Below are 11961 nucleotides of genomic sequence, written 5' to 3'. Positions count from 1 at the left end.
CCCGAGGAGGTGAACGTGGAAGAGCTGGGATCGGACGGATGGCGGTACCGCGGCACGATTTCGCCACGGACGCTGCCGAGCCTGCGCCGGCACCTGGTGTCCTGGTTGCGGCGGCGTGCCGGTGACGAGGTCGGGCGGCAGGCCGACGACGTCGTGCTGGCCTGCTGGGAAGCGATGGCCAACGTGCTCGACCACGCCTACCACGGCCGGCCGGGGCTGATCGACGTCCGCGCCCGGATCGACCAGGAGGTGCTGATCGTCACGGTCGCCGACCAGGGCCGCTGGGCGACGCTGGCCGAGCGCGCCGACGGCGGCCGCGGGCTGCGCCTGATCCAGGCCCTCGTCGACGGCCTCGACCTCCGCTCGACCGACGGCGGCACGGTCATCACGCTCACCTGGCCGTTCCCGGCCCGCCACACCGCCTGAGCGGTCCTCAGGGCCTCGTCGAGGACAGCTCCTCGACGAACCGGGTCGCGACGTCCCGCAGCTTCACGTTGGTCCGCTGCGATTCCGTGACCAGCTTCTTCATGGCGTCGTCGGCGCTGATCCGGTGCACCGCCATCAGGATGCCCTTGGCCTGCTCGATCACCGCCCGCGACCGCATCGCCGTCTCGAGTTCGACGGTGCGCTGCCGGGCCTGGTGGTAGCGCCGCGTGGTGCGCAGCCCGAACGAGACGACCGTGGTGTACAGCTTCAGCAGCTGCGAATCGGTTTCCGCGAAGCCGTGGTCGCCGTAGCCGAAGAGGTTCAGCGCGCCGGACAGGTGGCCGTCGACGCGCAGCGGCGCGGCCAGGTAGCTGCCGACGCCGAGTTCCTGGGCGCGGGCGGTGAATTCGGGCCAGGCCGCCCCGGCCGTCGCCAGCGGCACCCGGACGATCTCGCCGGTCCGCGCGGCCTCCAGGCAAGGACCGGCGCCCGCCGCGTACTGGGCCCGGTCGATCTCGACGGCGCGCTCGTCCGTGCAGGCCGCCGTCGTCGGCTCGCCGTCGCGGATCGCCGTGATGCTCGCCATGTCGGCGCCCGGCACGGCCCGGACGGCTTCGGCGCAGACGGCGTCGAGGATCTCCGCTTCGGCTGGTTCGGTCTCCAGGGCACCCGTGAGGTCCGCCATCGCGGCGGTCAGCTCGTCGAGGTGCTCGGGCAGGATCGGCTCACCGGTCACTCGGTCATCTCCGTCCCGGACGCTGCGGCTCGTGCCGAACCGCTGCTGCTTCAACGGAACGGCAAAACCTTACTCGCGTCCAGGGCGTCTTCCGCAACACCAGGGCGGTGGCTCCGGCCCGGCGCTCGCTGTTGAACGTCGTGGGTTGGGCGCCGGGGCCACCTGGCGACGGACGGCAGCACAACCCACCCGACGCACCGTCGCTGCGGCCCGCTTACCCGGTGTACCCCGGGTCAACCGTTCAGCGGATCACGACCTTCGTGACCTGGGTGAGCCCGGACACCCGCAGGACCCGCTCGAGCAGCCGGGGCGCGACCAGCCGCAGGTCGCGTTCGCCCGCGCGGTCGAACAGCACCGCGACGCCCGCGCTGTCGAGGTAGGCCACCCCGGTGAGGTCCACGGTGACGGCGGGGCCCGCCGCCAGCTCGCGGTCCAGCGCGGCGCCGAACTCGGCGGCGTTGCTCATGTCGATTTCACCCGTGACGGACAGGACCCGGGCGCCGTCGTCGCCCGGGCCGCTGACCAGCGTGAGTGCCGTCGTCACGAACCGATCCTCCATTCCAGCGTGACGGTGGTCCCGGCCGCGTCGCGCCGGATGTCGACCGCGTCGGCCAGCGCTTCCATCATCGGCACGCCGCGGCCGCGCAGCACGTGGTTGTCCGGCGGCGGCTGCTTCCAGTGGCCCCGGTCGGTCACCGTGACCACCAGGTGCGCGCCGGTGAGCCGGGCCGCCAGGTGCGCGGTCGCCCCGGAGCCGTCGCGGTAGGCGTGTTCGACGGCGTTGGCGCAGGCCTCGCCCGCGGCGACGAGCACGTCCTGGGCGAGGTCGGGGTCGAGGGCCGCGTTCTCCAGCCACCCGCGCAGCCAGCGGCGGGTCGAGGCGAGGTGGTCCGGGTGCGCCGCGAACTCGAAGTCCAGCGGCGGGATCGACCGGCGGTAGAGCAGCAGCGCGACGTCGTCCTCGTAGCCGTCGGCGGGGCGGAGCCGGTTCATCAGGGCCGCCGCCAGCTCGCCGAGCTCGGCGTCCCGCGTGTCGTGGGCGACGGAGGTGGCCCGGTCCATGCCGTCGTCGAGGGCTTCGCGGCGGCGTTCGACGAGCCCGTCGGTGTAGAGCATCAGCAGGGAACCGATCGGCACGACCGCGGTGGCCTCCGGCCGCGGTTCCGAGGCGCGGACGGCGAGCGGCAGGCTGCCGCCGGAGTCGAGGAACTCCGCCGTGCCGTCGCGGTGCACGAGGGTGGCGGGTGGGTGCCCGGCGCTGCTGTAGGTGAGCGTGCCGGTCGCCGGGTCGAGCACCCCGCAGAACACGGTGGTGCACAAGGCACCCGGCAGCCGTCCGGCGAAGCGGTCGAGCGCGCGGAGCGTCTGCGCCGGGCTGCTGGCTTCCAGCAGCAACGCCCGGCAGGCGCTGCGCAGCTGGCCCATCACCGCGGCCGCGGCGAGCCCCCGGCCGACGCAGTCGCCGACGACGATGCCGATCCGGTCGCCGGCCAGCGGGACGACGTCGTACCAGTCGCCACCGACTTCCAGCGGGGGGTTCGCCGGCTCGTAGCGCACCGCGAAGCCGTGGGGGAGCCGGGCCGGGCCGAGGATCGAGCGCTGCAGCGCGAGAGCCACCTCCCGCTGCCGGTCGTCGCGGTGGGCGCGGCGCAGGGCGTGTGCGAGCGTCCCGGCCAGCAGCGCCAGCAGCGTCCGGTCTTCGGTGCCGAGCGGACGGCCCGGCGCGGGCTCGACCCACAGCGTCAGCCGGCCGCCGGGGTGGTCGACGGTGGTGCCCGCGCCGCCGTCGGCCGGGGCCGCGTGCAACGCCGGGAGCGAGCGGACGTGGTCGAGGGTCGCGCGCAGCGGCGCGGCGAGGTCCGCCCAGCGCCGGTCGGCGGGATCGGTGGACGCGAGCTCCGGTTCGCCGTCCCGCGGCCAGGTCACCGCGAGCGCACGCCGGCCGTCCCACAGTTCGCGCAGCAGCTCCAGCCCGGTGCGCAGCACCTCGGGGACGCCGCTGATGCCGGCCAGGCTCTGGTTCATCGCGGCGAGCGCGCTTTCGCGCTGCACGGCGTACCGCTCGGCCGTGACGTCGCGGATCGTGCCCACCACCCGGCGGCTGCCCTCGTCGTCGCGCAGCTGGTTGTAGGAGAGCGCGATCCACACCCGGTGCCCGTCCCGGTGCCGCATCGGCAGGACCAGGCTGCCGGTGGGCTCGCCCCACGCACGCTCGGACGCCTCGGTGACCTGGCGGTGGGCGACGGCGTCGGTCTCGGGGTCCGGCCACCACGGGAACGGCGGGGCGTAGGGCAGCCCGCCGGTGCCGAAGCCCAGCAGTTCGCCGAACGCCGCGTTGACCTCGACGACCCGGCCCTCGTCGTCGCAGACGAAGAACCCTTCCTGCAGGGATTCGATCATCGCCGTGCGCCACCGGGAATGCTGCGTCCGCAGTCGCGCCAGCTGGACGGTCGTGCGGACGCGGGCGAGCAGCTCCCGCGCCGAGAACGGCTTCACGAGGTAGTCGTCGGCGCCGGCGGCCAGCCCGTCGACGGCGGCCTCCTGCCCGGCCCGCGCCGACAGCAGCAGCACGGGCACGGCGGCGGTGCGCGGGTCGGCGCGCAGCTCGGCGAGCAGGCCGAGGCCGTCCAGCCGCGGCATCATGACGTCGCTGATGATCAGTTCGGGCGGGTCGGCGCAGGCGGCGGCGAACGCTTCGACGCCGTCGCGCACCGCGGTCACCGCGTAGTCGTCGCGCAGCAGCCGGACGAGGTAGTCGCGCATGTCGGCGTTGTCGTCGGCGACCAGCACGCGGGTGCCCGCGGGCGCGGGCCGCGCGGCCTGCTCCTCGTCCGGCAGCCAGCGCAGGGCCTCCTGCACGTACGGTTCCGCGGCCTCGCCGTAAGGCACGCCACTGCCGAGCCCGCCTGCCGTGGGCTCGGTGACGGTGGGTTCGGTGACGACGTGCTCGGCGGGCAGGTGCCGGGTGCCCACCGGCAGCCGGACCCGGAACGTCGTCCCGGCGCCCGGCGCGCTCTCCACGGCGACGCTGCCGCCGTGCATGCCGACGAGCTCGCGCACCAGCGCCAGGCCGATGCCGCTGCCCTCGTTCGACCGCGCCCGGGCCGACGGGATCCGGTGGAACCGCTCGAACAGGCGCGGCAGTTCGGCGGCGTCGATGCCGATCCCGGTGTCGGACACGGCGACCACGGCGTCTCCGCCGTCGACCGTGCTCGTCACCCGGATCGCGCCGTCGAAGGTGAACTTGACCGCGTTGGACAGCAGGTTGAAGACGACCTTCTCCCACATCCCGCGGTCGACGTGCACCGGCTCGGCCGACGGGCGGCAGTCGACCTCGAACACGAGACCGGCCCGTTCGACGGCGGCCCGGAAGACACTCGCCAGCTCTCCGGTGAACGTCCCGAGGTCCACCGGTTCGAAGCGCGCCTGCATCCGGCCGGCTTCGATCCGGGAGAAGTCGAGCAGGTTGTTGACCAGCCGCCCGAGCCGCAGTGCGTTGCGCTGGATGACGTCGACCTCTTCGCGCACCCGCTCGCCGGCGCCGTCGAGGGTTTCCCGCAGCTCGGCGGCCGGGCCCAGGATCAGCGTGAGCGGGGTCCGGAACTCGTGGCTGATGTTGGCGAAGAACGTGGTCTTCGCCGCGTCCAGCGCGGTCAGCTCCTCGGCGCGCCGCTGCTGGACCTGGTAGGCGATGGCGCCGTTGACCAGCGCCGCCGTCTGCTGGGCGACCAGGCCGAGGAAGGTCCGGTAGGACTCGTCGAGCGCGCGCCCGGCGCTCGCGGCCAGCACGATCACGCCGGTGGCCGCGTCCCCGGCGTCACCGCGCAGCGGCAGCACCACCGCCTCGGCGGGTGGGGTGGACCAGCCACCCGACGGCAGCTCGCCCAGCGCCTCGCCCGACACCGTCCGCGCGACGCCGTCGGCGAGCACGTCCTTCAGCGGCCAGGCGGCCGCGTCGGCCGCGCCTTCGCCGCCGGGGGTGACGGCCGCGAGCGTGAGCGCGCCGTCGCCGTCGCGGATGTGGATCGTGGCGTAGGGGACGTCGGCGCCGGCCTGGCCCAGCACGCCCGCGACCAGCTCGCAGGCCTCGTCGACGGTGCGGGCGACGCCGGCTCGGGCGCCGAGCTCGCGCAGCGTCGCCAGCCGGCGTTCGCCGATCACACGCTCGGTCGTGTCGGAGACCGCGGTGAACACCGCCCGCACGGTGCCTTCGTCGTCGTGCACCGGGCTGTAGGAGTACGTCCAGTAGGTCTCTTCCCAGTAGCCGTGCCGATTCATCGGCAGCAGCAGGTCCTCCGACCAGGTCGCCTCGCCGGTGGTCATCACGCTGTCGAGCATCGGCCCGATGATGTGCCAGATCTCGCTCCAGACCTCCGCGCCCGGCTTGTCCAGGGCCGGGTGCTTGGTGCCCAGCAGCGGCAGGTAGGCGTCGTTGTAGAGGAACCGCAGCTCCGGGCCCCACCAGACGATCATCGGGAAGCGGGAGGTGAGGCAGATCCGGACCGCCGTCGTCAGGCTGGCCGGCCAGTCCCGCGGCTCGCCGAGCGGGGACGACGCCCAGTCGAAGTCCCGCATCCGGGCGGCCATCCTGCTGGTCCCGGGAAACACGGCACGCTGGCCGGCCTCTTCCCCGACGCTCATCACACTCCAGGTTCACGCGGCCCCGGCCGAGCCTACTCGACCGGGCACGGCCCCGCCGGGCGCGCGAGCTTCACGCGCCCGGGTGAGTCAGCCACGTCATGGTGACGGTGGTGCCGTCGTCGCGGTGCACCTGCGCGCAGTGGTCGGCGAGGGTGTCGATGAGCAGCAGGCCGCGGCCGCGCAGCCCGTTCGAGGCCGCCGGGGGCCGCCAGGTGCCGTAGTCGGTGACCGTCACGATCACCCGCCCGGGCAGCGCTTCGGCCCGGACGTCGATCGGACCCTCCGCCCCGCCGGGGTAGGCGTGCTCGGCCGAGTTGGCCATCGCCTCGTAGCCCGCGAGGACGATGTCCTCCCGTCGTTCGAGATCCAGGCCGAGCGCGGCCAGCCACCGGGCCAGCGCTTCCCGCAGTTCCGGCAGCCGGCCGGCCACCGCGGCCGTGCGCCGGTGGAACGAGGCCGGGGGAGCGGGCGCGCCCGGCGGGTGCGAGTCCGTCATGGGGCGTCCTCTCCGCGGTGGCGCACGTGGATCACGGCGATGTCGTCGTCGTGCCGGCCGCGCGTCAGTTCGTCGACGAGCTTGTCCCACGCCGTCTCGAGGTCGGTCGCGGTCAGCAGCCCCGGGATACCCGCCAGGAGCCATTCGACGCCCAGGGTGAGGTCGCGGGTGCGGCTTTCGACGAGCCCGTCGGTGTAGAGGACCAGGTCCGCGCCCACCGGGAAGCCCGCGGTGCGCTGCGGGAAGACCGAGCCGACGCCCAGCGGCTGGGCCAGCGCCTCGCCGATCTGCTCGGGCGGCTCGCCCGGCCGGATCAGGATGGCCGGCAGGTGGCCGGCGTTCGCGTAGGCGAGCGTCCCGTCGGCCGGCCGGTGGACCGCGTAGAAGCAGGTCACGAAGCTCTCGCCGAACAGCCCGACGGCCAGCTCGGAGACGTTGCGCAGGACCTCCGACGGCGGCAGCTCCAGCAGGGCGTAGCTGCGGATGGCCGTCCGGACCTGGCCCATCACGGTCGCGGCGGTGACGCCGTGGCCGACGACGTCCCCGATGACGAACGCGGTGGCGCCCGAGGGCAGCCGGATCACGTCGAACCAGTCGCCGCCGACCTTGCTCCCGGTGGCCGCGGGCAGGTACCGGGTGAACACGTCGAGGCCCGGGGTGGGCGGGGCGACCGGCAGCATGCTGCGGGACAGCTCCGAGGCGAGGGTGCGTTCGCGTTCGTAGAGCCGGGCGTTGTCCAGCGCGATGGCCGAGTAGGCGGCGATGCCCTCGGCCAGGTACTCGTGCCGCGCGGTGAACCGGTCCGGTTCGGGGTGGCCGAAGAAGAACCCGCCCAGCACCTCGCCGGAGGTCGGGCTGAGCACCGGGACGGCCAGGTAGCTGCACACCGGCAGGTGCCCTTCCGGCATCCCGTGGTGCGGCGCGTTCTTCCCGAACCGGTGGTCCTTCGTGATGTCGGGGCTGCGGACGGTGCCGGCGCCGTCGAAGGTCGGCGCGAACACCTCGGTGTTGCGCGGCATCGGGAACGCGGCGAACGCCTCGCGCGGGACACCCGAGATCGTATACAGCGTGTACGACTCGCCGAACTCGTCGACGAGGTTGTAGAAGAACGCGCCGAAGCCGGCGCCGGTCGCTTCCGTGGCCGCGTCGGTCGCGTCCTGCACGATCCGGTCGATGTCGAGCTGCGCGGTCAGCTCGCGGCCGGTGGAGTGCAGCGCGTCCAGGACGACGGCTTCGCCGCGCAGCCGCCGGACGGTGGCGGCCAGGCCGGCGGTGGCGGCGTCGATGGCGGCGGCGACGTCCACGGGCAGCGCGGCGACCTTCTCGGTGGTATAGACCAAAGTGCCGCGCTCGCCGCCGTCGGCCGCGACGGCGATCGCGCGGGTGATCTCCTTGCCGGGCACCAGTTCCGCGAGCACCGCGGGGTCGGTCACGGCGACCGCGACGTGGTCGCCGAGCGTCGCCCGCACCTCGGCCGGGCCGAGCGGCCGGACCTCCGTGGCCGCCGGAATCCCGGCGCCGTCGACGAAAGTCCCGCGCACGGCGGCGAGGACGGCGTCGAACTCCGGCGGGGACGTCATCGGGGAGCCAGTGCTTCCGACAGCGACGGGTAGATGGCGAGCTCGTCGACCAGCCGGGTCAGCTCCAGCGGCCGCAGGGTGATCCGGCCGGTGGCCACCACCCGCAGCGGCGCCACGGCGGCGGGCCCGCGGTGCGCCCGGACGAGCTCGGCCATGCCCGCCGAGGCCAGGAAGGTGACGCCGGTGAGGTCGATGACGAGCAGGGCGGGCCGCAGGCGGCCCGCCCGTTCGGCCAATCGGCGCAGTTTCGGGGCGAGCGCGAGGTCGAGGGCGCCGTCGACGCGCAGCACCGCCACGCCGTCCCGGTTCTCCAACGCCACCGATCCGGCGGAACTGGCGGCGTCTTCGAGTGAGTCCCCGGTCACGTCCCGTTCACCCATGGCGCCCATCCTGCCTGCTCGCGGGCGCGGCGGGAAGCGCGAGGGGTGCTGACGCGGCGGCGTGTCGTCCGGGCAGGCATGATTGACAGCGGTTGAGCAGACAGCCTTCGTGATCACGCACGCCCGCCGGGTTGCCCGGCGGTGCTGCCGAAGGCGAGGAGAAATCGTCATGACCGAGCCCACCCACTTCGAAAGCTCGGCCACCGCTGTGCCGTTCGGGGAGTTCCGGATCGCCCGGACGGAGCAAGAAGGAGCGGTCGTCGTCGAGGTCGCCGGAGACGTGGACACGACCACCGCACCGGCGCTCGTGCAGGCGGCGGACGAAGCACTGGCGGAGCAGCCGCCGGTGCTGGTGGTCGACCTGAGCCGCGTGGAGTTCCTCGCCTCGCCCGGCCTGACCGCGTTGCTGACGATCCACCGCAACGCCGGCACCGGCACCGCGGTCCGGATCGTCGCGTCCGGCCGGGCGACCCTGCGCCCGATCCAGCTGACCGGTCTGGAGGAGAGCCTTTCGCTCTTCCCGACCCGGGAAGCGGCACTGGCCGGATCCTGAGCGTGTCGTCCCGGCCGCGTCAGCCGCCGGCCGGGACGGTGCGGCGCCGGAGGGCCAGCACGGCGACGTCGTCCTGGGCCGCCCGGTTGCCGATCATCGCGGCCATGACCTGCGCGCAGACCCGCTCGGGGTCCGCGGCGCGCGTGGCGGCCGCCAGCTGCTGCATCCCCACGTCCACCGGCCGGTCCCGGCGCTCGACCAGCCCGTCGGTGTAGAACACCAGCACCCCGTCCGCCGGCAGCTCGACCACCGTGGTGCGGCGTTCGGGAGCGCCGATGGTCAACCCGATCGGGGGATCCGGGGGTGCGTCCACCAGCTGCCCCGCCCTGCCTGCCCGGGCGAGCACGGGGGGCAGGTGACCTGCCAGCGACAGCGTCAGCGCTTCGCGGTCGGGACCGATGATCCCGTAGGCCACCGTGGCCATCGCCCCGTGCTCGAAGTGGTTCGCCTTGCGGTCGAGCTTGGCGAGGACTTCGGCGGGGCTTTCGCAGTCGAGGGCGTAGGCCCGCAGCGCGCTGCGCAGCCGCCCCATGATGACGGCCGCGTCGAGGCCGTGGCCGGAGACGTCGCCCATCACGACGCCGAGCCGGTCACCCGGCAGCGAGAACAGGTCGTACCAGTCGCCGCCGAGCCCGGTCTCCGCGCCGGGCACGTACCGGGCGCCGAAGTCCAGGCCGGGCACGGCGGGCAGGCTGGCGGGCAGCAGGCTGCGCTGCAGCGCCATGGTGGCGGTGCGGTTCTCCTCCAGCGCCTCCACCTGCACGGCCAGCGCGAGGCGGTCGGCGACCAGCTGGAGGGTGGCCACTTCGGACTCGTCGAACGCCTTGGGCATCACCGAACCGATGTGCAGCACGCCGACGAGCTCGGTCCCGGCGAGCATGGGCACGCCGAGCATCGAGTGCAGACCGCGTTCCCACAGCAGGGAGTTCACGACGGTGGTGTCGTCGACGTGGTCGATGATGACGGGCGCCCGCTCGAGGGCGACCCGGCCGGCGAACCCGCTGCCCACCGGCACCCGGACGCCCTGGTGGACCTCCTCCTCGATGCCGGCCGCCGCGAAGGCCACCAGCTGGCGGCCACTGTGCTGGTACCGCAGCACGGTCGCGGTGTCGACCGCCATGACCTCGCGCAGCCGCTGGAGGGTCTCGGCGAGCATCTCGGCCAGCCCGAGGTGCGCGGCCGGGGCACCGAGGATCGCCTCCAGCTGCTGCAGCCGGTCGTGGGCGTCGAGACTTCGCGACATGCGACGACCCTAGCCGCAACTCCTTTGCGGGCCTAACCATCCCGGGTTTCGACGGCGGGTCTCCCGGGGTAACCAGAGCGGCGTGAACGTCGACTTGGACTGGGTGGGTGTGCTGCGGCACGGCCAGAGCACCGGGAACGTGGCCAGGGAGGAAGCGGAGTCGGCCGGCGCGGACGTGATCGACATCGCCGAACGCGACGCCGACGTGCCGCTGACGGACCTGGGGCGGGAACAGGCTGCGGCGGCGGGGAAGTTCCTCGCCGAGGCGCCCCCGGACGTCGTCGTCACCTCCACCTACCGCCGGGCCTGGGACACCGCCCGGCTGGCCGCGCCCGAGGGCGTGCCGATCATCCCGGACGAACGGCTGCGCGACCGCGAGCTCGGCGTCCTGGACCTGCTGACCTCGCACGGCGTCCGCGAGCGCTGGCCCGACGAGCTGCGGCGCAAGCGGCGGCTGGGCAAGTTCTACTACCGGCCGCCGGGCGGGGAGTCCTGGGCGGACGTCGTGCTGCGGCTGCGTTCCCTGCTCGCCGAGCTGAGCGTGGAGCACGCCGGAAAGCGCGTTCTGCTGGCCGCGCACGAGATGACCGTCTTCGCCCTGCGCTACCTGCTCGAAGGGCTGCCCGAACCCGACCTGCTGCGCGCCGCGAACGCCACCGAGGTCCCGAACGGCTCGGTGACGGCCTGGGAACGCGACGCCGACGGCGGGTTCACCATGGTGCTGGCCCAGGAGGTCGGCCACCTGCACGCCACCGACACCCCGCCGACGGCGGACGACGATGCCGCGCAGCAGCTCTCCTGACCCGGCGCCGATCAGCCCGGCCCTGCTGCGGGACTGGCGGATCGGCGCGGACGACCGCGGCACGGTGCTCGTCGTCGGCGGCGCCCGGACGGTGCCGGGCGCACCGGCGCTGTCCGGCACGGCCGCCCTGCGCGCCGGAGCGGGCACGCTGCAGGTGGCGGTCGCCGAACGGCACGCGACGGCACTCGGCGTCTCGGTCCCCGAGTCGTCGGTGTTCGGACTGCCGGAGACGCCGTCCGGGGCGATCGCCGCCGACGCCGTCGACCGGCTGGCCGAGGTGCTGCCCGGCGCGGGCACGGTCGTGGTCGGCCCCGGCCTGACCGGCGCCGAGGAGACCGAAGACCTGCTGCGGCGCCTGGTGCCTGCCATCGCCCCGGACGCGCGGGTGGTGCTCGACGCGTTCGCGCTCGGCGCGCTGAGCCGGGACCCGTCCCTGGCGGAACCCCTGGCCGGCCGGCTCCTCCTCACGCCGAACCGGGTCGAAGCCGCATACCTCGACGGCTGCGAGGAGAAGGACGTCGACGACCTGGAGACGGCCGTGCGCATCGCCGGCCGCTACGGCGGCGCGGTGCTCCTGATGGGAGTGGTCGCCGCCCCGGACGGCCGCGCATGGCGCGACGGCAGCGGCCACGTCGGCCTGGCGACGTCCGGCAGCGGCGACGTCCTGGCGGGCTTGACCGGCGGCTTCCTGGCCCGCGGCGCGGCGGTCGAGCAGGCGGCCTGCTGGGCCACGCACGTCCACGCGGTCGCCGGCCAGCGGCTGATCCCGGACACCGGCAGCACCGGCCTGCTGGCCCGCGAGCTGGTGGCGGAGATCCCGCGGGTCATCGCCGAGCTGGAGCGCTGACCCGTGTCGACCCTTCAATCACGCGTGTCGACCTCCTGATCACGCGTGTTGGCTCCCTGATCACGCCGGCCGCTCCGGCCGCCGTGCCGGAAGGGTCGACACGCGTGAGGAGTAGGTCCACTCGAACTCGAGTTCCCCGACGGCGGCGACGGCCGCGGGTGATGTCGAGCCGCGCGGTCCCGGCTCCCGCTTCCTCGAGCCGTTCGGCGTCGAAGCGGCCGAGGTCCCTGAACGCCGCCACCGGCCGGGACGCCGGC

The 11961-nt window shown here is 74.2% G+C and carries 11 protein-coding genes; 4 read left to right on the top strand and 7 right to left on the bottom strand.

The genetic code is table 11. The annotated features are described in order from the left end of the window. Nucleotides 1-15: 15 nt before the first annotated feature. Nucleotides 16-426 carry an ATP-binding protein gene (locus BLW76_RS32950; protein WP_091314805.1) on the top strand — a complete coding sequence of 137 codons (411 nt, stop codon included), beginning with the start codon at nucleotides 16-18 and terminating at the stop codon, nucleotides 424-426. Between the two features lie 7 nt (nucleotides 427-433). Here the strand turns inward: BLW76_RS32950 and BLW76_RS32945 are convergent, their stop codons facing one another. The 6 genes from BLW76_RS32945 to BLW76_RS32920 all read right to left on the bottom strand — a co-directional run bounded on the left by BLW76_RS32945 (nucleotide 434) and on the right by BLW76_RS32920 (nucleotide 8259). After that, a complete protein-coding gene (locus BLW76_RS32945; protein WP_091314802.1) occupies nucleotides 434-1162 on the bottom strand; it encodes an ANTAR domain-containing response regulator in 729 nt (242 codons plus the stop codon). Nucleotides 1163-1403: 241 nt separating this feature from the next. After that, nucleotides 1404-1706 carry an STAS domain-containing protein gene (locus BLW76_RS32940; RefSeq protein WP_091314800.1) on the bottom strand — a complete coding sequence of 101 codons (303 nt, stop codon included), beginning with the start codon at nucleotides 1704-1706 and terminating at the stop codon, nucleotides 1404-1406. Next, nucleotides 1703-5803: a SpoIIE family protein phosphatase gene (locus BLW76_RS32935; protein WP_091314798.1), complete on the bottom strand. Its 4101-nt coding sequence runs from the start codon at nucleotides 5801-5803 to the stop codon at nucleotides 1703-1705. The genes BLW76_RS32940 and BLW76_RS32935 overlap by 4 nt, the downstream gene beginning before the upstream one ends. Before the next feature lie 70 nt (nucleotides 5804-5873). Further along, nucleotides 5874-6299 carry an ATP-binding protein gene (locus BLW76_RS32930; RefSeq protein ID WP_091314795.1) on the bottom strand — a complete coding sequence of 142 codons (426 nt, stop codon included), beginning with the start codon at nucleotides 6297-6299 and terminating at the stop codon, nucleotides 5874-5876. Beyond that, nucleotides 6296-7879 carry a PP2C family protein-serine/threonine phosphatase gene (locus BLW76_RS32925; RefSeq protein WP_091314793.1) on the bottom strand — a complete coding sequence of 528 codons (1584 nt, stop codon included), beginning with the start codon at nucleotides 7877-7879 and terminating at the stop codon, nucleotides 6296-6298. The genes BLW76_RS32930 and BLW76_RS32925 overlap by 4 nt, the downstream gene beginning before the upstream one ends. After that, the gene (locus BLW76_RS32920; RefSeq protein WP_091314791.1) at nucleotides 7876-8259 is read right to left on the bottom strand and encodes an STAS domain-containing protein; all 384 of its coding nucleotides are present in this window, start codon (nucleotides 8257-8259) and stop codon (nucleotides 7876-7878) included. The genes BLW76_RS32925 and BLW76_RS32920 overlap by 4 nt, the downstream gene beginning before the upstream one ends. A gap of 169 nt (nucleotides 8260-8428) precedes the next feature. On the opposite strand from BLW76_RS32920, the gene BLW76_RS32915 reads away from it, so the two are divergent. After that, nucleotides 8429-8812: an STAS domain-containing protein gene (locus BLW76_RS32915; RefSeq protein ID WP_091314789.1), complete on the top strand. Its 384-nt coding sequence runs from the start codon at nucleotides 8429-8431 to the stop codon at nucleotides 8810-8812. 19 nt (nucleotides 8813-8831) lie between these two features. Here BLW76_RS32915 and BLW76_RS32910 read toward each other — a convergent pair whose 3' ends face one another. Further along, nucleotides 8832-10055 (bottom strand): PP2C family protein-serine/threonine phosphatase, encoded by a 1224-nt coding sequence (locus tag BLW76_RS32910; RefSeq protein WP_091314787.1) that lies wholly within the window; start codon nucleotides 10053-10055, stop codon nucleotides 8832-8834. A gap of 82 nt (nucleotides 10056-10137) precedes the next feature. Here BLW76_RS32910 and BLW76_RS32905 point away from each other — a divergent pair, with 82 nt between their 5' ends. Together BLW76_RS32905 and BLW76_RS32900 are read left to right on the top strand one after the other, a co-directional pair. Further along, entirely contained in the window at nucleotides 10138-10857 is a 720-nt protein-coding gene (locus BLW76_RS32905) for a histidine phosphatase family protein (RefSeq protein WP_091314785.1), read from the top strand. Beyond that, on the top strand, nucleotides 10835-11704 hold the full coding sequence (locus BLW76_RS32900; protein ID WP_091314782.1) for an NAD(P)H-hydrate dehydratase: 870 nt from the start codon (nucleotides 10835-10837) through the stop codon (nucleotides 11702-11704). The genes BLW76_RS32905 and BLW76_RS32900 overlap by 23 nt, the downstream gene beginning before the upstream one ends. Nucleotides 11705-11961: the final 257 nt, after the last annotated feature.

It is taken from the genome of Amycolatopsis tolypomycina (assembly GCF_900105945.1).
Classification (GTDB): domain Bacteria; phylum Actinomycetota; class Actinomycetes; order Mycobacteriales; family Pseudonocardiaceae; genus Amycolatopsis; species Amycolatopsis tolypomycina.
Note: the sequence above shows the minus strand (reverse complement) of the source record. Positions and strands in the feature narration are given on the sequence as shown.

Coding starts and splice junctions, on each gene's coding strand:
- BLW76_RS32935 (WP_091314798.1), bottom strand. CDS start 5,803: ATGAGCGTCGGGGAAGAGGCCGGCCAGCGTGCCGTGTTTCCCGGGACC.
- BLW76_RS32930 (WP_091314795.1), bottom strand. CDS start 6,299: ATGACGGACTCGCACCCGCCGGGCGCGCCCGCTCCCCCGGCCTCGTTC.
- BLW76_RS32925 (WP_091314793.1), bottom strand. CDS start 7,879: ATGACGTCCCCGCCGGAGTTCGACGCCGTCCTCGCCGCCGTGCGCGGG.
- BLW76_RS32920 (WP_091314791.1), bottom strand. CDS start 8,259: ATGGGTGAACGGGACGTGACCGGGGACTCACTCGAAGACGCCGCCAGT.
- BLW76_RS32915 (WP_091314789.1), top strand. CDS start 8,429: ATGACCGAGCCCACCCACTTCGAAAGCTCGGCCACCGCTGTGCCGTTC.
- BLW76_RS32910 (WP_091314787.1), bottom strand. CDS start 10,055: ATGTCGCGAAGTCTCGACGCCCACGACCGGCTGCAGCAGCTGGAGGCG.
- BLW76_RS32900 (WP_091314782.1), top strand. CDS start 10,835: ATGCCGCGCAGCAGCTCTCCTGACCCGGCGCCGATCAGCCCGGCCCTG.